Origin of the sequence: Arsukibacterium sp. UBA3155, assembly GCA_002364615.1 — a bacterium.
GTDB lineage: Bacteria > Pseudomonadota > Gammaproteobacteria > Enterobacterales > Alteromonadaceae > Alishewanella.
The window spans coordinates 209,766-226,600 of record DEYP01000019.1 but is presented as its reverse complement, the minus strand read 5'-3'; the positions used below and the strand labels follow the sequence as shown (position 1 = coordinate 226,600).

Annotated in this window: 20 protein-coding genes; 12 read left to right on the top strand and 8 right to left on the bottom strand. The window is 48.8% G+C overall.

Annotated elements, in window-relative coordinates:
- Window positions 1–3: 3 nt before the first annotated feature.
- Window positions 4–1,443, top strand: coding sequence for a hypothetical protein (locus B2X65_RS09405; RefSeq protein WP_290612206.1), 1,440 nt, complete (start codon window positions 4–6; stop codon window positions 1,441–1,443).
- A gap of 90 nt (window positions 1,444–1,533) precedes the next feature.
- A complete protein-coding gene (locus tag B2X65_RS09400) occupies window positions 1,534–2,310 on the top strand; it encodes a substrate-binding periplasmic protein (RefSeq protein WP_290612205.1) in 777 nt (258 codons plus the stop codon).
- On the opposite strand, the gene B2X65_RS09395 is transcribed toward B2X65_RS09400, so the two are convergent.
- A complete protein-coding gene (locus B2X65_RS09395; protein WP_290612204.1) occupies window positions 2,307–3,551 on the bottom strand; it encodes an NRAMP family divalent metal transporter in 1,245 nt (414 codons plus the stop codon). The two genes, B2X65_RS09400 and B2X65_RS09395, sit on opposite strands and share 4 nt — an antisense overlap.
- A gap of 57 nt (window positions 3,552–3,608) precedes the next feature.
- On the opposite strand from B2X65_RS09395, the gene B2X65_RS09390 reads away from it, so the two are divergent.
- From B2X65_RS09390 to B2X65_RS09380, 3 genes are all read left to right on the top strand, one after another.
- Window positions 3,609–3,917, top strand: coding sequence for a hypothetical protein (locus B2X65_RS09390; protein WP_290612203.1), 309 nt, complete (start codon window positions 3,609–3,611; stop codon window positions 3,915–3,917).
- A 2-nt stretch (window positions 3,918–3,919) separates the two neighbouring features.
- Window positions 3,920–4,168 (top strand): GNAT family N-acetyltransferase, encoded by a 249-nt coding sequence (locus tag B2X65_RS09385; RefSeq protein WP_290612201.1) that lies wholly within the window; start codon window positions 3,920–3,922, stop codon window positions 4,166–4,168.
- An 87-nt stretch (window positions 4,169–4,255) separates the two neighbouring features.
- A complete protein-coding gene (locus B2X65_RS09380) occupies window positions 4,256–6,184 on the top strand; it encodes a S9 family peptidase (RefSeq protein ID WP_290612199.1) in 1,929 nt (642 codons plus the stop codon).
- Window positions 6,185–6,260: 76 nt separating this feature from the next.
- Here the strand turns inward: B2X65_RS09380 and B2X65_RS09375 are convergent, their stop codons facing one another.
- Complete coding sequence (locus B2X65_RS09375; protein ID WP_290612198.1) at window positions 6,261–6,632, bottom strand: hypothetical protein; 372 nt, start codon at window positions 6,630–6,632, stop codon at window positions 6,261–6,263.
- A gap of 204 nt (window positions 6,633–6,836) precedes the next feature.
- Between B2X65_RS09375 and B2X65_RS09370 the strand changes: the two genes are divergently transcribed.
- The 5 genes from B2X65_RS09370 (at window position 6,837) to B2X65_RS09350 (ending at window position 11,459) form a co-directional block, all read left to right on the top strand.
- On the top strand, window positions 6,837–8,150 hold the full coding sequence (locus B2X65_RS09370; protein ID WP_290612196.1) for an APC family permease: 1,314 nt from the start codon (window positions 6,837–6,839) through the stop codon (window positions 8,148–8,150).
- Window positions 8,151–8,225: 75 nt separating this feature from the next.
- Complete coding sequence (locus tag B2X65_RS09365; protein ID WP_290612194.1) at window positions 8,226–8,798, top strand: diguanylate cyclase; 573 nt, start codon at window positions 8,226–8,228, stop codon at window positions 8,796–8,798.
- Window positions 8,795–9,901 carry a beta-ketoacyl-ACP synthase III gene (locus B2X65_RS09360; protein WP_290612192.1) on the top strand — a complete coding sequence of 369 codons (1,107 nt, stop codon included), beginning with the start codon at window positions 8,795–8,797 and terminating at the stop codon, window positions 9,899–9,901. Before B2X65_RS09365 ends, B2X65_RS09360 begins: the two co-directional genes overlap by 4 nt.
- A complete protein-coding gene (locus tag B2X65_RS09355; RefSeq protein ID WP_290612190.1) occupies window positions 9,902–10,588 on the top strand; it encodes an iron-containing redox enzyme family protein in 687 nt (228 codons plus the stop codon).
- Window positions 10,578–11,459 (top strand): DUF6999 family protein, encoded by an 882-nt coding sequence (locus B2X65_RS09350; RefSeq protein ID WP_290612188.1) that lies wholly within the window; start codon window positions 10,578–10,580, stop codon window positions 11,457–11,459. Before B2X65_RS09355 ends, B2X65_RS09350 begins: the two co-directional genes overlap by 11 nt.
- On the opposite strand, the gene yjjX is transcribed toward B2X65_RS09350, so the two are convergent.
- From yjjX to B2X65_RS09330, 4 genes are all read right to left on the bottom strand, one after another.
- On the bottom strand, window positions 11,456–11,968 hold the full coding sequence (gene yjjX, locus B2X65_RS09345; RefSeq protein WP_290612186.1) for an inosine/xanthosine triphosphatase: 513 nt from the start codon (window positions 11,966–11,968) through the stop codon (window positions 11,456–11,458). The genes B2X65_RS09350 and yjjX overlap by 4 nt on opposite strands.
- A gap of 76 nt (window positions 11,969–12,044) precedes the next feature.
- Window positions 12,045–12,671, bottom strand: coding sequence for a hypothetical protein (locus tag B2X65_RS09340; RefSeq protein WP_290612177.1), 627 nt, complete (start codon window positions 12,669–12,671; stop codon window positions 12,045–12,047).
- A 74-nt stretch (window positions 12,672–12,745) separates the two neighbouring features.
- Window positions 12,746–13,351, bottom strand: a complete 606-nt coding sequence (locus B2X65_RS09335; protein ID WP_290612175.1) for a hypothetical protein — start codon at window positions 13,349–13,351, stop codon at window positions 12,746–12,748.
- A gap of 33 nt (window positions 13,352–13,384) precedes the next feature.
- Window positions 13,385–13,978: a hypothetical protein gene (locus B2X65_RS09330; protein WP_290612173.1), complete on the bottom strand. Its 594-nt coding sequence runs from the start codon at window positions 13,976–13,978 to the stop codon at window positions 13,385–13,387.
- A gap of 104 nt (window positions 13,979–14,082) precedes the next feature.
- Here B2X65_RS09330 and B2X65_RS09325 point away from each other — a divergent pair, with 104 nt between their 5' ends.
- Entirely contained in the window at window positions 14,083–14,508 is a 426-nt protein-coding gene (locus B2X65_RS09325; RefSeq protein WP_290612172.1) for a hypothetical protein, read from the top strand.
- A 2-nt stretch (window positions 14,509–14,510) separates the two neighbouring features.
- Window positions 14,511–14,684 (top strand): hypothetical protein, encoded by a 174-nt coding sequence (locus B2X65_RS09320; RefSeq protein WP_290612170.1) that lies wholly within the window; start codon window positions 14,511–14,513, stop codon window positions 14,682–14,684.
- On the opposite strand, the gene B2X65_RS09315 is transcribed toward B2X65_RS09320, so the two are convergent.
- Window positions 14,634–14,879 (bottom strand): ribosome alternative rescue factor ArfA, encoded by a 246-nt coding sequence (locus tag B2X65_RS09315; RefSeq protein ID WP_290612169.1) that lies wholly within the window; start codon window positions 14,877–14,879, stop codon window positions 14,634–14,636. The genes B2X65_RS09320 and B2X65_RS09315 overlap by 51 nt on opposite strands.
- Window positions 14,880–14,945: 66 nt before the next feature.
- Window positions 14,946–16,514 (bottom strand): threonine ammonia-lyase, biosynthetic, encoded by a 1,569-nt coding sequence (ilvA, locus tag B2X65_RS09310; protein WP_290612168.1) that lies wholly within the window; start codon window positions 16,512–16,514, stop codon window positions 14,946–14,948.
- Window positions 16,515–16,835: the final 321 nt, after the last annotated feature.

Sequence of the window (16,835 nt, the reverse complement as noted above, 5' to 3'; positions counted from 1 at the left end):
TTATTGGAAACGTTAGTACCAATGCACTCAGCCAGAGTACTTTTGTTTGTTGGCGTAGCCCTAAACATAACCATTAGCAGTGTTTGCCATGCAGATGCCGGCTTGCCGCCGGTATTAAACAGCTATCCTAAGTGCGATTATCAGGTAGTCCGGTACGCCGAGGCTACAGATAAAACGGTAGCGCGGGATGATGATATTGCGACGGCCAAACAAACCTTATTGCAAAATACTATCGCTAAAATTCGCCAACAAGCGGCCGAAGCTGGTGCAAATGCGGTCATTTTAACTGATGTGCAAGGCGTTATCAGTAACAGTGAATCACTGAAAACCATCAGACATTCAGGCCGTGAGGTTAAATACCGGATTGCGGCCGAGTTAATTACCTTATGTCAGCAAGATAACGACTTACCGACCGTGTACGCTCCCTACAACAGTGCAGGCCAAAAGCAAGCTGAAACCCGGCAGGCTTCCCTCACCACCAGCATGCAGTTTGCGGTGTCTTTGCCAGTTGTCACCCACACAGAGCAGGTTGAATCGGCGCCGCTTTCGGACACCATATCGCTGCAGCATGGTTTTTATGGCGCCCGTGTCGGTATGACGCCGCCGCAAGTACAGGCATTATTTGGTACGCCCGATGCAGAGCTGGCGCTGGAAAAAGAGCAGACCGCCTGGATTTATGGCCAGGAGCATCTGATTGTTTTTGCTGGTAATAATGCAGTTGCATTTCATCAAAGCAATAACCTTTTGTCAGCAGAAATAAAGAAAAGACTGCTTGAAAATCTGCGCTTTCAACAACATCAATGGCGGTTAGACGATACTTTCCGGCGTCGTGCGCCTCTAACAGAGATAAAAGCGTTCTATCAGGAGAAGTTGATCTCTGTAGATCAGTATCAATTTTCACTACAAGGCGACGATAGCCAGCTTATCCTCAATTTTGCGCCTTATCTGGATATAAAAAGTAATAGTAATCAGCTGTTACTGGTTGAAATCAGCCTGGTAGCAACACATTATGCTGTAGGCAAGTTGCAGCTTGCACTGCCAGCGGCCGACTCAATGCTACAAGTAAAAAACAGCCTGCAAACGCTTGCCAACCCCGACGAAAAAAGGCTTGCTACGCTGCCTCAAATCACCTCTCTCAATCGCAGCAAGTTACGTGACGGCAATCGTCTTTCAGTATTAAGCCCGGTCCTGGCGGTTAGCTACAATGAAAGCCATTTAGTTGGCCTGACGGTAACTAATATTTTAGACGACTACGCCATCAGTGATATTCAACAACAGTTGAAATTTTTAGGCTTACCGGCAAACCGGGCCGATTTTATGGCGCGTTTTGCCGATGCTTTTGATAGCCTTAACCAACTGACCCTGTATGGCGATAATGTAGAAATTAAAGCCACCTATAACCAAGATGAGCTTATCGACAGTCTTAACATCAGTTGGTACTGATAACGTAGTGTGGGTTGGCCAGTTTTTAACTGGTTTCACAGAGATTACTGGGCTAAGCTAACGCTATCCGCCGTCATTAACATTGAGATTATGCCAAATTATCGCTGTCTGTACGCTGTTTTAATGTGTTGTTTGCTGTGCAGTTTACCCTTACTGGCAGCGCCAAAGCAGGAAGTGTTGCTACTTACCTATCACTTTAAAGCGCCCTATATTGTTGATGCCAATCAGCAGCAAGGTTTGTATTTCGATTTGGCTAACTATCTTAATCGCTACAGTAAGCAGTTTTCTTTCAGAACCGAGTTTATGCCACGACGTCGCATTGACGCGATGTTGCAACAATCGTTTGCTCACGTTGTTGTCGGTGTACAGCCAGTATGGTTTAAACATTTGGGTACCAGGGTCAAGTTCACTCAGGGCGTATTACAGGAGAATGATATTTTTGTTTCATTAGCCGCCAGCCCCTTCGTTAGCAATAATCTGGATAATCTGGTGGGTAAAACCTTTATTGGCGTGCAGGGTTATCGCTATGTCGGGCTGGAGCAGGCAGAAAAAAATAGTATCCTGATCCGGGTCGATACCATGCATGAAGATAATGTGCTGGATATGTTGCGACTGGGACGCGGCGACTTTACTGTCATTAGCCAATCAACCTTGCAATACAAGGTTAGCCATGGCGAGAACCCAACTTTATATTACGTGGCTGAAAAACCGCATGAACACATTATCCGTCGCCTGATGTATAGCAGCGAAGACACACAACTTGGTACGGAGTTAAATCGCATCATTACCCAGATGAAAAACGACCCTGCCTGGCTTGGCGTATTAGAAAAATATAATTTGGATCCATCCTTTATTCCACCCGCTTAAAACAGGCCAGCAAACCAGAATAAATAGAGTAATGCAAAACCGCTAAGATAAGCCAAACCAAGCCAACTTAACCACTTTAATGGCCAACTTATCCCTGCGGCGGAGCTGCTTGCCATAAGGTTGTAATTGAGCCAGGCAAACACCGGTGTGGTTAAAAATGCCAGTGTCATGGCAAACGTCAGTAAAGGTCCCAGCGCAGCGCTGAAAAACAATAGCAGTGCCATGCCACTGGCTGCCTGCACCAGCAACCAAATATTCAGACTGTGCCGGTTAGCAGGCTGCTGCCAGCCAAGCAAAGTAAACGACTCATTTAAGGTGCGTGCATAGCCATCCAGCACGGTGATGGTGGTGCCAAACATACATAGAAAAGCAATTAACGCCACCATTGGCCGGGCCCAATCGCCGATGGTGCTGGCGTACATGCCAATTAATTGCTGGGCAAAGGCTGCTCCTGCCAGGGCAATATCCTGCTCTGAGCCATATTGCACCAATGCACCTAAACTGACAAACACCAGCGCCAGCGCCGCCGTAAGCCAATAACCCAGGTTAAAGTCAAACAAGCCTTGCGCGCGGCTAATCGATTGCTGGCGCAACTTCGCCTTAAGCCATAACGAGCTGATAGCAGAGATTTCAATCGGCGCCGGCATCCAGCCCATTAATGCTACCAGAAAGCCCAGCATCGCCAGTTGCCAGGGTGACGGACCAATAAAATCAGCGGGCGCGCTGGCCCCGTTGCTGGCAGCAATAATAGCCGCGGCGACGGTAGTGACGGTGAGCAGCAGCATAATCAGCTTGGCCACCTTATCCAGCGCCCGGTAATGGCCCAGCAATAAAATCGCCAGGCACAATGTCAGAATAAGCGCGCACAAAAGCGGCACACTCACCGGCCACGGCAGCGCATAGTGCAGCAGACTTGCCGTAAGTAACAGCACCCCGGCGGTATTGACCACTGCCGCAATAATATTTAAACCGATAAAACTATAAAAATACGCCTTACCCTTGCGCTGATAGCCCTGCAGCAAGCTTTCATTGTGTTCCAGAGTGTATTGCACACCAAAGCGGAAAAAGGGATATTTTACAATATTTACTATTAATATCAGCCAGATAAGTTGCCAGCCGAATAGCGCGCCGGCCTGGGTAGAGGCCACCAGATGAGAGCCACCAATCGCGGCCGTTGCCATTAAAATACCGGGCCCCAGAGCCTGCAGCCGGCTCTGCCAACCTTGTTGCTGCGCTTGCATAGTCTACACTGCTTATTGTTATTTATTTCTGGCTAGCTTAGCCTAAGCAAATACAGGATGCAGCAACAGTTTTACGGCGCTGATCAACAACAACAAGGGTGCACCATGCAGGAAGAACAAGTCGATCAGGCCATGCTGTTTGAAGTAGTTGAAAACCAACTGGCTGACAACTACCCCACTGAGGTAAAAGCGACCTTAATGCGGCTACGGATGACGGGTAACAGCTATGATGATGCTATTGGCCTGATAGCCTGTGCATTGGCACCCGAGATGGTGGAGGTAATAGAGCATCAGCAAAGTTTTAATCTGGCGCGCTATGTCAGTCATTTAAATTTATTACCGCAAACCCCGTGGCTGGAGGAGTAAGCATGACAAGTGACGAAATTATTCATCAGGCATGGCATCAGCGGTTTGTGCTGGCAGGTGACGGTGAGCAGGCGCAACTGGATTATCAATTAGCGGGTAACACCATCAATTTTACCAATACCTTTGTGCCACCCGAGCTGCGCGGCCAGGGTTTGGCCGAAAAACTGGTGCGCCACGGCCTGGCCTGGGCCAGAGCACAAAATTTCACCATTCATGCCAGCTGCTGGTATGTAAAAAAATTTCTGAAATAACCCCATGCTAGCTGGTTAAATTCTGGTTTAACCCATCACAGGTAAGGCAGTCGTGATGACTTATATCAACATTAAAAAGGAAAATGTATGTTATCTCGCCCCAGTATTACCTTATTTGCCCTGCTGGCCAGTACCCTGTTAGCCGGCTGTAATAATACCACTGACACTGCGTCAGCCAGCACACAGAACAGCGCTTCTCAAAACACGTCTTTTAACGTTCCACAGTATAGTGTAGAACAGTTTTTTGCGACCAAAACGTATTTTGGTAATGATATTAATCACGATAACAGCGCGATGCTGGTGGCCTCGGATGAAACAGGCGTTTTTAACCTGTACCGGGTCAGTATGGATGGCAAGAACTGGCAGCCATTGACGAAATCGACCACCGATCCGGCCTTTCCGGTTAGCTGGTTTCCAAACGATGACCGGCTGCTGTACACCTCTGATCAGGGTGGTAATGAGTTAAACCATGTTTATCTGCGCGAGGTAGATGGCACAGTGCGGGATCTGACCCCCGGCGATAAACTCAAAGCCTACTTTGCTGGCTGGCACAACGACGGCAGCTTTTACATTGCCACCAATGAACGTGACCCGCGTTTTTTCGATCTTTATCATTACAACAGCCAGGACTACGGCCGCAAGCTGATCTATCAGAATGACGATGGTTATAGCATCAGTAATGTCAGCAAAGATGGTCGCTATCTGGCGCTGAGCAAAGAGCGCAATAATGCCGATAACAACCTGTTTCTGGTTGACCTTGGTAGCGCCACTCCCAGGCCGGTATTAATTACTGAACATCAGGGCAATATTTCGCATCAGATTTATGGCTTCACCCCGGACAGTAAAGCATTACTGTTTGGGGCTGACGGTAAAAGTGAGTTTGTAGCGGCCTACAGCTACAACCTGCAAAGCGTTGCAACCTCTGCATACAGCAAAGCTGACTGGGATATCAGTTTTATTTATTTCAGTGAAGACGAACAGTACCGGGTACAGGGCGTTAATGCCGATGCCTCTACCGAAATTAATATTACCAACCTTAAAAATGGTAAAGCGCTTAAATTACCCACGCTACCGGCTGGTGACTTACGTGGGGTGTCGTTTTCTGATGACAGTAAATATATGAGCTTTTATTTAAATGCCGATAACAGCCCGTCTAATTTATATGTCTGGCAACTGGGTAGTCCTCAGGCAAAGCGCTTAACTCAGGCACTGGACAGCAGTATTAATGAGCAACATCTGGTGCAAAGTGAAGTGGTACGCTTTAACAGCTTTGACGATTTAACTATTCCGGCGCTACTTTACAAACCCCACCAGGCTAACCCCAACGCCAAAGTACCGGCCTTAATCTGGATCCACGGGGGCCCGGGTGGCCAGTCCCGCACCGGTTACAATCCGATGATCCAACATCTGGTTAACCATGGTTATGCGGTGTTGTCGGTCAATAACCGAGGCTCATCTGGCTATGGCAAAACCTTTTATCATCTGGATGACCTGCGCCATGGTGAAGATGACTTACAGGACATTGTGTACGGCAAAAAATACCTGCAGCAGCTCGATTGGGTGGCGGGTGAGCGTATTGGCGTAATTGGTGGCAGCTACGGCGGCTATCTGACTATGGCGGCAATGGCCTTTACCGATGAGTTTGAGGCTGGCATTAATATCTTCGGGGTAACCAACTGGGTACGCACGCTGGAGAGTATTCCACCGTGGTGGGAGTCATTTCGTGAATCCCTTTATGCCGAGCTTGGCGATCCGACAGTAGATGGCGAGCGGCTGCGCCGGATATCCCCGGTATTTCATGGTGACAAAGTGCAAAAGCCGGTGCTGGTAGTACAAGGCGCCAACGACCCGCGGGTACTGCAGGTAGAAAGCGATGAGATGGTCGAGGCCATTCGCGCCAACGGCGTACCGGTAGAATATGTGTTATTTGATGACGAAGGCCACGGCTTTTTGAAAAAGAGTAACCGGATTAAAGCGCAGCAAGCCTATCTGGCGTTTTTAAAACAGTATCTTTAATTAACCCTGTGGGGTAATGGTTATAAAACAGGCCGCTTTGGGGCGGCCTGTTTCACGACATTCAAAGCCATTATTACTACTCATCTGGGTACTGTTCCTGTTGTCGCTGCTGCCGACGACTTAACCACCAGCTTAAAAGTACACCGCCTGCGACGGCAATACCCACCGCCAGTAAGGGCCGGTTTCTTATTGTGCTGCGACTGCCCGCAACCAGCTGCTGTTGCAGATGATGCAGCTGCTCTCCTTTATGCGATAGAGCATCAGCAGCCACGTGAGCGCCATCTGCCATTCTGTCAACCGCATGGGATGCTCTGCCAGACATCCTTCTGAATGCCGGTGCGGCTTTGTCTGTCACGTTATCGATTGCATTGTGAAAACTGCCTCTGGCGGTTTTTAAGCGACGGCGAACGGCATCCTGATTTATATTTCCGTTAGTAAAATAGTCCATAATACCTCCGTTAGTAACTGGTAAAAAATTAGCCTTAGCAACATTGCCGGGATACTAAGTCTAGAATATTGAGTCCAGAATATTGAGTATAGTACAGCTGCCAGAGTCGGGCTTATCGGTGCGCTGGCGCGCACAGTAAACAAAACCGTGCAGCAAGGGTTTATTCATTTTATAGTAGGGGCTTACCCACATTGGATAACTGCTATGCCTGATCTGAAAACCGCTGTCACTGGCAATACCCTGCCCCGTCATCTGGGCTTATTCGGGCTATGGTTGCTGGTGGTGAATGGCTTAATTGGTGCCGGTATTTTCGGTTTGCCAGGTGGCGCCGCAAAACTGGCCGGCGAATACAGTCCGTTAATTTATTTGTTTTGTGCGCTGCTAATTCTGCCCATTTTGCTCTGCATGGCGGAGCTGGCCAGTTATTTTCGCGGTAGTGGCGGCCCGGTGCGATATGGCACGGCAGCATTTGGCCCTTTTATCGGCTTTCAAGCCGGTTGGTTATATTACATTGCCCGTTTAGTGTCGTTTGCTGCTAACAGTGTGTTGTTAGTCGACAGTATCGGTTACTTCTGGCCAGCGGCAATAGCGGGTTTTAACCGTGTGTTGTTACTGGCAGCAATTATTGTCAGCCTTACTCTGATTAATGTCGTAGGTTCGTTGCGGGCCATGCGCTCGCTGGCGCTGCTTACCGTTATCAAGTTTGCGGTACTGCTGCTGTTGGTTGTTGCCGGCGCCAGTTTATTGGGCACCAAGCTACTGCCCGATTTTAACCCATTAACGGTATTTAACAGCCCCTACGATATTGGGGCGGCGACCTTATTACTGATTTATGCTTTTGTTGGCTTTGAATCAGTAGTGGTACCCGCCGGAGAGGCAAAAAACCCGGCGCGGGATATGCCAAGGGCGCTGATCCTGGGCCTACTGCTGGTTACCCTGCTGTACATTGGCATTCAACTGGTGAGTGTTGCTGCCGTGACAGATATCGCCAATTCCAGCAGCCCGTTACTGGATGTCGCCGCCGCCCTGTTTGGCCCCGTCGGCGCCATAGTATTGATGCTAGGCGTAGTCGCCTCTGTGGCGGCTAATTTACTCGGTGCGATATTTTCCACGCCCCGCGCCAGCTTCGCGCTGGCCGAAGATGGCAGCCTGCCGCGCTGGTTTGGGGCGGTACAGCCGCATTTTTTAACCCCGGCTAACTCTATTTTGTTTTTTGGCGTACTGGCATTGATGCTTGCCCTGTATGGCTCATTTTTATGGCTGGCAGCCGCTACCGTGGTATCACGCCTGCTGTTATACAGCCTGACCTGTGCCGCGGTGCCGGTGCTGCGGCCAAAACTGGCTGTCAGCGACAGCTTTGTGTTGCCACTGGGCTATACCATTCCGCTGCTGGGCCTTGCCGCCTGTGGCTGGCTGGCGCTGCAGGTGAGTTTATCATCGGTTATCGCCACGGCGCTTTTTGTATTACTCGGCACGGCGCTATATTTTCTGGCGCGCCGGCAGGCCTCACGAAATTAAGGTATCGGAAAGTAATCTACAAACCATTAACCATAAGATATAGTAACTGGCAGTATTAACACCAACAGGAGTAGGGTGTTGCAAACCAGCCAGTTATTAATTCAGCTTATGCTGTATGTGTTTTTACCGCTGTGGGGTATTGCCGGTTTTGTGGACTGGTGCTGCCATCGCGCTACCCGTATTGAATACACCTCGGGCTTGCGTGAGTCGCTCATTCACTCACTAATGGGCATTCAGATGGCGGTGCCTATTCTGTTATGCCTGCTGTTTCAGGTTAATGTGCTGATTATGCTGATTTGCATTGTTGCCTGGCTGGCACATGAGGCCGTTGCGCATTACGACGTGCATTACGCGGCGCCCAAACGCCATATCAGCGTCTGGGAAATGCATGCGCATAATTATCTGGCTACTTTGCCCATGTATATGTTGTTGTTGATCATCGTCATTAATTACCCGGTCTTTATTAAACTGTTGAGTTTTAACTGGCAGGGCGAATTTTACCTGCAGCGAATGCCCTATGCCCATGGCGGCGATACTTACCTGCCTTACTATCTGGGTTTTATGGCCGTCGTTTGCGTGCTGCCTTATCTGGAAGAAAACCTGCGCTGTTTATTTACCGCGTTAAAGCATCCGCAGGTAAAACTATGAGCGTGTTTATTACCAGTAGCGGCCACTTTTTACCGGGGCCGCCGATAAGTAATGATCAGATGGAGCCATTGCTGGGTTTAGTGCACGGCAAACCCAGTCGCTTAAAGCGGCGTATTCTGCAATCTAATGGCATTAAAACCCGCCACTACGCCATGGACGCTAACCACCACACCACCATCAGCAATGCCGGCATGGCAGCGAAAGCCGCTGAGCATTGTTTAAGCAGCAGCTTTCTGGGTAAACGACAGATAAAAATGCTGAGCGCCGCCACCAGCCAGGGCGATGTTGTATTGCCCGGTTTTGGTTCGATGTTGCAGGCCGAGCTTGGTCTGAGTGATATTGAATTGCACAGCAGTCATGGCATTTGCTCAAGCAGCATGATGGCATTAAAAGCCGCCTATACCAATTTGCTGGCTGGCGAACAGACCAATGCCTTAGTGGTTGCGAGTGAGCTGACTTCACGTTTATTTAAAGCCAGCCGCTATGAAGCCGCCGGCAGTGAGCTGGATTTTAACGCCGAGTTCTTACGCTGGATGTTGTCTGACGGCGCTGGCGCCGTATTACTGGAAACCCAAGCCCGCGGCCGCTGTTTCCGGGTGGATTGGATCCGCAGTTTTTCCCATGCCGATGCTTACCCGGTGTGTATGAGTGTGGGTTATCGAGGCGATAGCAGTGAACAGCGCAGCTGGCAGGATTATCCTACCTACGCCGAAGCCGAAGCGGCTGGGGCACTGCTAATTCGGCAGGATGTGCGATTGCTGGAAAATATCGTTAAGCTGGGAGTGGATGGCTATTTGCGCTTAATCAGCGAAGGCCGGGTGCAACCAGACAAAGTCGACCATGTATTGTGCCATTACTCGTCACATTATTTTCGCGGTAAAATTTTCGATATGATGCAGCGCGCCGGGGTCGGTATTGCTGATCATAAGTGGTACAGCAATCTGTATGACCGGGGTAATACCGGCTGCGCCTCTATCTTTATTATGCTGGACGAGTTTCGTCGCACCCGGCAATATAAAACCGGCGATACCATTTTATGTATGGTGCCGGAGAGTGGCCGCTTTAATAATGCGTATATGCAACTGACTGTGGTGGAAGCCTGAATGACTGAGCAAGTATTAAGCCCGCAGGGCCAACAATGTTTACAGGCGTTAATGCGGGTATGGTTTGAGTTTGAACGCCAGCTCGGCCGGGTACCGTTGTTGCAGCGCTTAGATCGGGGCCAGTTCAGCAAAGCCGATTATTGTCAGCTGCTACTAAACTGGCGTCAGCAGGTTATTGAAGGCTCACGCTGGATCAGCCGCTGCGCCTCCAGCTTTGACCGCGACTACAGTGACGTGCGCTCGGTCATTATCGGTCACGCCCGCGAAGAGCACCGAGATTACGAAATGCTGGAGCAAGACTATGTTGCCGCGGGCGGAAAATTGGCGGATATTCAACACGCAGCGCGCAATATTGGTACCGAAGCGTTACATGGTTTTTTAATGTACCGGGCCAGCCAGAGCAACCCCATCGATTTAGTCGGCGCGATGTGGATTATTGAGGGCCTCGGCCAGAAAATGGCCAGCGACTGGGCAGCACAAATCGACAAAAGTACCGGCGGTGATAGCAGCTATACCCGCTTTATGCGTTACCACGGTGCCAATGATGATGACCATTTGCAGAAGCTGTATCAGTTGCTCGACCGGTTATGTCAAAGCCCGGCGCAACTTGCTGCAATAGTTCGCACCGCCCGTGTTACCGCCAGGCTGTATTGCCTGCAACTGGAAGAAGTTGATCATGAGTATTAATGACAGCAGTAAAAGTAACGCTGAGCCAAGTGCCTTTTTAAAAGCCATCGCTAATGATAACTCGCTACCCATTGAGCAAGCGGCGCTGGATCTCTGGTCAAAAGATTTACAAAATCCGTTACGCTGGGGTGTACGGCCATTGCTGCAGTTTATTTTTGCGATTTTGCTGCATATTGTCTGGTTTTTTAAACGACTGCCATTGCCACAATTTAGCGCCCACACCAGCTTACAAAAACTCATTTGCTGGTTCTGCACTCACTTTGTCAGTCGGGAAGCGAATTTGCTGATCCTGCGCCACTATGCCACTGAGTCCAATGTGTTGAATTTTCTGGCGGCGAACAGCCCGGCTGGCGACTTTACGCCGGTAAACCTGTATCCAAAAAGCATAAGCGAGATGCAGCAGGCCAGCTTTGTTGAGCATGATCAGGAGCTGTTCCGCTTATTTGCTGAGCTTGGCAGCTGGCACCATCCGGCAGAGCCGCTAAAAACGGAGGAACTTAACTGGCAGCACTGGCAACCGGTTGATATGGAACAGTTTCAGCTAACAGAAAAACGCACCCAATGGCTCGATTTTGAAAGTGCCCATGCCCTGTTTATGTGTTTATTCTGTTTACTGCTAACCCGCGAGCAATACCGCGATGCCATTAATGGTTTTAATCTGGACCAGTCTATCGCTATCCGGATTGGCGACTTAGTGGGCGAGCCAAAACTGGCCGAAATGGCCTACAACAAATACCCGCATTATTTGGTTGGTCCCTGGAATTTAGGCCAGCGCTTTTTAATGCACGGTTTTTTTACCGAGCAGCTGTATGCCTATCTGGAAAAACGCCGCTTGGCAGAACACAGCCAAGCTGAACCGGTGGCAGTTTAAAAGCGCTCTGGGTTTAAAAACGGGATCAGCGCCAGGGTCAGTGCCTGTTGATACACGCTGGCCCGGCTTAACTGGTTATGGGTCAGCAAGCCGATAGCACCGCCGGCTTGTTTAATGTTAGTAGTGCCAAATAACTGGTCCATGGCATCACCCAGTTGCATACCCTCTGCCAGCAAATGCAGCGCCTCCGGTGGCAACATCAGACTGGCTGAACGTGCTTTGCCAAGTTTGCCGTTATGCTCAATCAGCATCCAGGCGAAAGTCATATCAATATCCAGGCCTGCTTCTATCGCCACATAATAATCGGCAGCAGTTTGCAGTTTCAACGATTGTAAGCGGTTCTGCGCACCGAGCAGAGTTTCGGCACTGGTGAGCGGTTGTTCGGCAACACCCGAAGACACCGCATAGCCGCTAACTTTAAAAGTTTGCTCAGGAAAGTTGCTTTGAAAACACTGTTTCACGGCATTAATTTTGGCCGGGTTGGCCGAGGCAACTGCAATGGTCCACATAATAAAAGCACGCTTTGATTAAGATAGCCGTTATGTAACATGCCAGTGTGGCTAACTCAACGTTGCTGCTTAAAAATTAGTTATCATTAGCTGTATTTTGGGTTTGCCGCGCCCGGCGCAACGCTTCTTCTTGCTCCAGAAAACGTAGTTTGGCGGCTTGCTGTTTCAGTCTTTGCTCAAGGTGCCGCTCAACCTGAATTGTTTCAGCAACGGTACCGCGACTGACAATCCTGCGTACATCGCTGTCGTAACACAATGCTTCGTTTTGCACCCAGGCGGTGTAAGTTACCCGGTTTGAAAGAAGTGTAAACATCGGACAGGGCTGATACCCAGCATGTTCTGCCTTGTTATCCAGCCAGTAACCCAATGCAAAACTACCGGCAAACGTTGCCACCAAAGACGCAACCATCGCTTTGCCGGTAAAGCTGTTTACTTTATTTACCAGTGATAACGCTACCTTACCCCGAATCCGCACAGTTAGCTGAAAAATCACAAACGCCAGCATTACCAATAAACCGAGTATGGCCCCCGGCATCAGATTGCCGGAATAACTGATTACAATAAGCGGACGTGCTGAACCAAATTGCGCTAGTAGCTCAAGCCATGAGGGCACCAACAGTGTAATAATTGCAATTATTAAAAGTGTGATAAAAAACAACATCGCAAAACCAGCTGCGATGGCTTTGGAATTACTAATACTCATCGTAATACCGGAAACTGACAAGAAGCGAACAAAGGTGCTGATTAAGCATAATATTTACGGCAGTCACGCTTCTATTAACCCCTGTTTTTACTTGGTGTCTCTTGCTTTAAAAACTTTTGCCTGGCTTGTTGTTGCTTTTCCTTCACACTAAGATACTGCGCCACTTGTGTTGTTTCATCTTTTGTACCTCTTCTTAAAATTCTCCGCACATCGCCGTCGTAGCACAACGCTTCATCTCTCACCCATACTTCCATTGTCACTCTATTAGATAGCAATGTCATCGCAGGGCAGGGAACAAAACCTGCTGTATCGGCTTTGCTCTGCCAGTGAGAGGTAATTAAATGGCTTCCAACAAAAATAACTACTAATCCGATTGAAGCTAAAGAAGCCAGGATCTTCTCACTTCTTTTGAAAAATAGTGTTTCAGTTTGAAAAACACAGCGATACATAAAGTACAGCAGAAACAATAATGCACCCGAGAAAGCCCCAACTATGATCCCAGGCCCATAAGTATGCATGCTACTGATAATTATTAACGGGGATCCACTTGCTATTGCGTTGGCATGATGGCGCAATTCAGCTGTCAACATAACAACCGCTGACACACTTAACGTCAGCATCAACAAAAAGGCTAATAATGATGTGACGGCAAGTTTTACTTTCTGATTCTGATGTTTCATTAACTAGATCTGGCTTGCCTCAATACTGAGCTGCTATTGGCTAAGTTGGTTTCGCCGTTTACTCTCTGTTTCCTGTTGCAAAAACTGTATTTTAGCGGCTTGCTGTTTTTCCCTTGCACTTAGATGTTGCGCCACTTGTGTTGTCTCATCTGCAGTGCCGCGAACGATAATCCGCCTTACATCGTTATCGAAACATAAGGCTTCGTTTTTAGTCCAGGCCTGCATCGTGACCCGATTGGTTAACACCGTAAGTGGCGGACAGGGCTGGTAACCGGCATATTCTGCTCTCCCATCCCAGTACGAGTTAATAACGAAACTACCAATAATTACAAGAGCCAAGCCAGCAAGTACGCCTATTGCAGTAACTTTGCCGTTGTCAGTAGCCATTGGTTGCCGTCTCAACCCACTCCATAGTCTGTTAGCGGCATAACCCAACATAAAGACCATAGCTATCAAAGCACCGGGTAAATAACCATGAAAGCTACTCAATACAATAAGGGGCTTAGCGCTACTCACCTCGGCTAATTGGATTTGCACCGAGTAAAGTAGCGTCCAAATGCCCGCGATAAGTAAAACCCCGAAGAACAGCAGAGCAATAACGTCTTTAAAAATGGAATGGTTGTTCATCGAATTCCTGATGCAGATTAAATTTACACTTAGATGACATATTTAACAAATTGGCATTATGAAGTATAGTGACTCACTAGCGAACTTTACGTTAAGGAAAGATTATGCACACCCCTGTTCAGTTTTATATGGCGGTACCGGAAGATTTGTTTCGTCTAGGCCGCAAAACCACACCTAAACTTGATTACATTCGCCCTACGCCCCCCAGGGATGAGAAAGAAGACACCTGGGATGTTAAAGTTTATGACAAAGATGGTGTAAGTTTTGTCGATAGCAAATCCGGTGGTTTATCCTTGTTTAACTACCGCAACCCAAAATTCGGTAACCTGTGGTGGAAAATTCCTGCAAGCACAAAACTACCGAGCGGCCTGCATATATCCTTAGACAAAGGCGGCAAAGAAGGTAAGTTTCACTTCACTATTCGACCTTTGCAAGATCTGCCGTACTATCTGTATATTGAAAAGCTGAAACAACTGGAATCTGCTGCAATTCCAAGTTTTTTAAGCCCCCCTAAATCCGAGGTAAGTTAGCTATGTTCTCAAAAGTAGAATTACGTCATATCCGCTTATGCCTGGTCAGACAAATAGCTGTTGGGCGCGCTGAACTGGTAAAATTGGATGAAGATAGCGACGAATATATGGAAAAGGCGAATGATTTAATGGTGCTGGATAGCATTATCGCCAAGATTGACCGCGAGCAGGGTTGAGCAGAAACTCGGTTTGCAGTTCACCAAAACACTAAGGGCGTAATCTTTTGAATTACGCCCTTTCCGATTGTAGGAACCTTTGCCTTTTTTCGCCTTAACCACTCTGGTTTGAAACACCTTGCTGGTGACTAAGGCCTTAATCGCATTATCGCGGATTTCGCCGCGGCCATGCTCGGTTGCCGCTAGTTTACTCATCTTTTTTCTCCTGTTTAGAAAACGCGCAAAGTTTAACTGCGCCCCTGGAGCTGATCAAGAAATTTGTTAGCCTGCCGTTAAAAACGTCTGATAACTGCGATTATTGCTGACTTGCTGGTACTGATAGCCCAGCTTATCTAAATGGCCGGCAATATCGCTGTGCTGCGCCACCTCAAAACCGGCCAGTACATCGCCGGTGGCGGCACCGTGGTTGCGGTAGTGAAACAGAGTAATGTTCCAGTGCTCCCCAAGGGTATTAAGAAAATTCATTAAGGCGCCCGGGTATTCCGGGAAATTAAACTGATACACCTGCTCGGTTAACTGGCGCGGTGGCATGCCGCCGACCATATGCCGCACATGCAATTTGGCCAATTCGTCGTCGGATAAGTCCTGATATTCATAACCGGCATCACGAAGTGCTTTCGTCACGGTATCTAATTCCTGCTGGCCATGACGCAGCTTAATGCCAACAAAAATATGGGCTTTATTATCACTGGCATAGCGGTAGTTAAATTCAGTGATGGCACGGCCACCAAGCGCCTGACAAAAACGGCGGAAACTGCCTTTTTCTTCCGGAATAGTCACCGCAAATACCGCTTCTTTTTTCTCGCCGAGCTCACAACGCTCTGACACATAGCGCAGGGTATCAAAGTTTAAGTTGGCGCCACTTAGTACCGCCGCAAACTGTTGCGGCTTACTCAGGGTACTGTTATTAAGCTGCTGGCTGTATTTTTTAAGACCGGCCAGCGCCAATGCACCAGCGGGCTCGGCCACCGCGCGTAAGTCATCAAAAATATCTTTAATGGCGGCGCATATTTCATCACTGGATACAGTTACCACTTCATCACAAAAGCGTTTGGCCAGGTTGAAATTTTCTGTGCCTATACGCTTTACCGCTACACCGTCGGCAAACAGGCCAACCCGCTCCAACGTTACCGGCTCACCGGCGGCCATTGCGGCTTTTAAACTGGCGGCATCTTCCGGCTCAACCCCTATTACCCGCACATTGGGCTGAATGGCTTTAATATACACTGCCATGCCCGCCAGAATGCCGCCGCCACCTACCGGTATAAATACCGCATTGAGCTGGTTATGCTGGCTTAGCAACTCTTTGGCCACCGTACCCTGACCAGCAATCACGTCGCAGTCGTCAAAAGGGGGGATATACAGTGCGCCTTCTGTGTTCGCCAGGTTAATGGCGTAGCTGTTAGCTTCGTCAAAGGCAGTGCCATGCAAGACTACATTGCCACCGAGCGCCCTTACTGCTGCCACTTTAATCTCTGGTGTGGTAATGGGCATTACGATGGTAGCCTTAAGCTCCAGTTTGCTGGCAGACAATGCCACACCCTGCGCATGGTTGCCCGCCGAAGCACACACCACACTGGCATTCGGGCTTTGTTGTTTTACTTTATGCAGTTTATGAAAAGCGCCACGCAGTTTAAATGAGTACACAGGCTGTTTGTCTTCGCGCTTTAGCAGCACATTGTGGCCCAGCCGTTTGCTGAGTTTAGTCATGCCATCCAGTGGCGTTTCCACCGCAGCCTGATAAACCGGCGACAGCAAAATGTCCCGCAAATACTGCTGCATTAACTCAGTATCTGTCTGCCCTGCTTGGACTATTGCCAGGTTGTTCATTGTTGCTCCACTGCTATTAGTATCATTTTACCTGTTGTGGCTTGCAGATCTGTGTATAGCTCAAGACAAGGAAATGCTCTTTTCGCCGGCTTCAAGGATCACATCCCTGTGCCCTTTCAGCCTCCGCGGCATCCATGCCGCTGCTGCAAGAGCACACCTTGCCCATCGCTCTATGCTTTTGCTCGTACCATCCAGATCACTTAAATCGCTGGCGTAGACTATAAACTGCTAAACAAGGCGTCTCCAGCAAGGATGCTGGAGAGGAGCCTACAAGGATGTATTTACGGCGTCCTTGTGTGCAGTTTGTGGTCGAAGCCCACT

Excerpts from the sequence above, each read along its gene's own strand:
- B2X65_RS09400 (WP_290612205.1), top strand. The coding sequence starts at position 1,534 with ATGCCAAATTATCGCTGTCTGTACGCTGTTTTAATGTGTTGTTTGCTG.
- B2X65_RS09395 (WP_290612204.1), bottom strand. The coding sequence starts at position 3,551 with ATGCAAGCGCAGCAACAAGGTTGGCAGAGCCGGCTGCAGGCTCTGGGG.
- B2X65_RS09390 (WP_290612203.1), top strand. The coding sequence starts at position 3,609 with ATGCAGCAACAGTTTTACGGCGCTGATCAACAACAACAAGGGTGCACC.
- B2X65_RS09385 (WP_290612201.1), top strand. The coding sequence starts at position 3,920 with ATGACAAGTGACGAAATTATTCATCAGGCATGGCATCAGCGGTTTGTG.
- B2X65_RS09380 (WP_290612199.1), top strand. The coding sequence starts at position 4,256 with ATGTTATCTCGCCCCAGTATTACCTTATTTGCCCTGCTGGCCAGTACC.
- B2X65_RS09375 (WP_290612198.1), bottom strand. The coding sequence starts at position 6,632 with ATGGACTATTTTACTAACGGAAATATAAATCAGGATGCCGTTCGCCGT.
- B2X65_RS09370 (WP_290612196.1), top strand. The coding sequence starts at position 6,837 with ATGCCTGATCTGAAAACCGCTGTCACTGGCAATACCCTGCCCCGTCAT.
- B2X65_RS09360 (WP_290612192.1), top strand. The coding sequence starts at position 8,795 with ATGAGCGTGTTTATTACCAGTAGCGGCCACTTTTTACCGGGGCCGCCG.
- B2X65_RS09355 (WP_290612190.1), top strand. The coding sequence starts at position 9,902 with ATGACTGAGCAAGTATTAAGCCCGCAGGGCCAACAATGTTTACAGGCG.
- B2X65_RS09350 (WP_290612188.1), top strand. The coding sequence starts at position 10,578 with ATGAGTATTAATGACAGCAGTAAAAGTAACGCTGAGCCAAGTGCCTTT.
- yjjX (WP_290612186.1), bottom strand. The coding sequence starts at position 11,968 with ATGTGGACCATTGCAGTTGCCTCGGCCAACCCGGCCAAAATTAATGCC.
- B2X65_RS09340 (WP_290612177.1), bottom strand. The coding sequence starts at position 12,671 with ATGAGTATTAGTAATTCCAAAGCCATCGCAGCTGGTTTTGCGATGTTG.
- B2X65_RS09335 (WP_290612175.1), bottom strand. The coding sequence starts at position 13,351 with ATGAAACATCAGAATCAGAAAGTAAAACTTGCCGTCACATCATTATTA.
- B2X65_RS09330 (WP_290612173.1), bottom strand. The coding sequence starts at position 13,978 with ATGAACAACCATTCCATTTTTAAAGACGTTATTGCTCTGCTGTTCTTC.
- B2X65_RS09325 (WP_290612172.1), top strand. The coding sequence starts at position 14,083 with ATGCACACCCCTGTTCAGTTTTATATGGCGGTACCGGAAGATTTGTTT.
- B2X65_RS09320 (WP_290612170.1), top strand. The coding sequence starts at position 14,511 with ATGTTCTCAAAAGTAGAATTACGTCATATCCGCTTATGCCTGGTCAGA.
- B2X65_RS09315 (WP_290612169.1), bottom strand. The coding sequence starts at position 14,879 with ATGAGTAAACTAGCGGCAACCGAGCATGGCCGCGGCGAAATCCGCGAT.
- ilvA (WP_290612168.1), bottom strand. The coding sequence starts at position 16,514 with ATGAACAACCTGGCAATAGTCCAAGCAGGGCAGACAGATACTGAGTTA.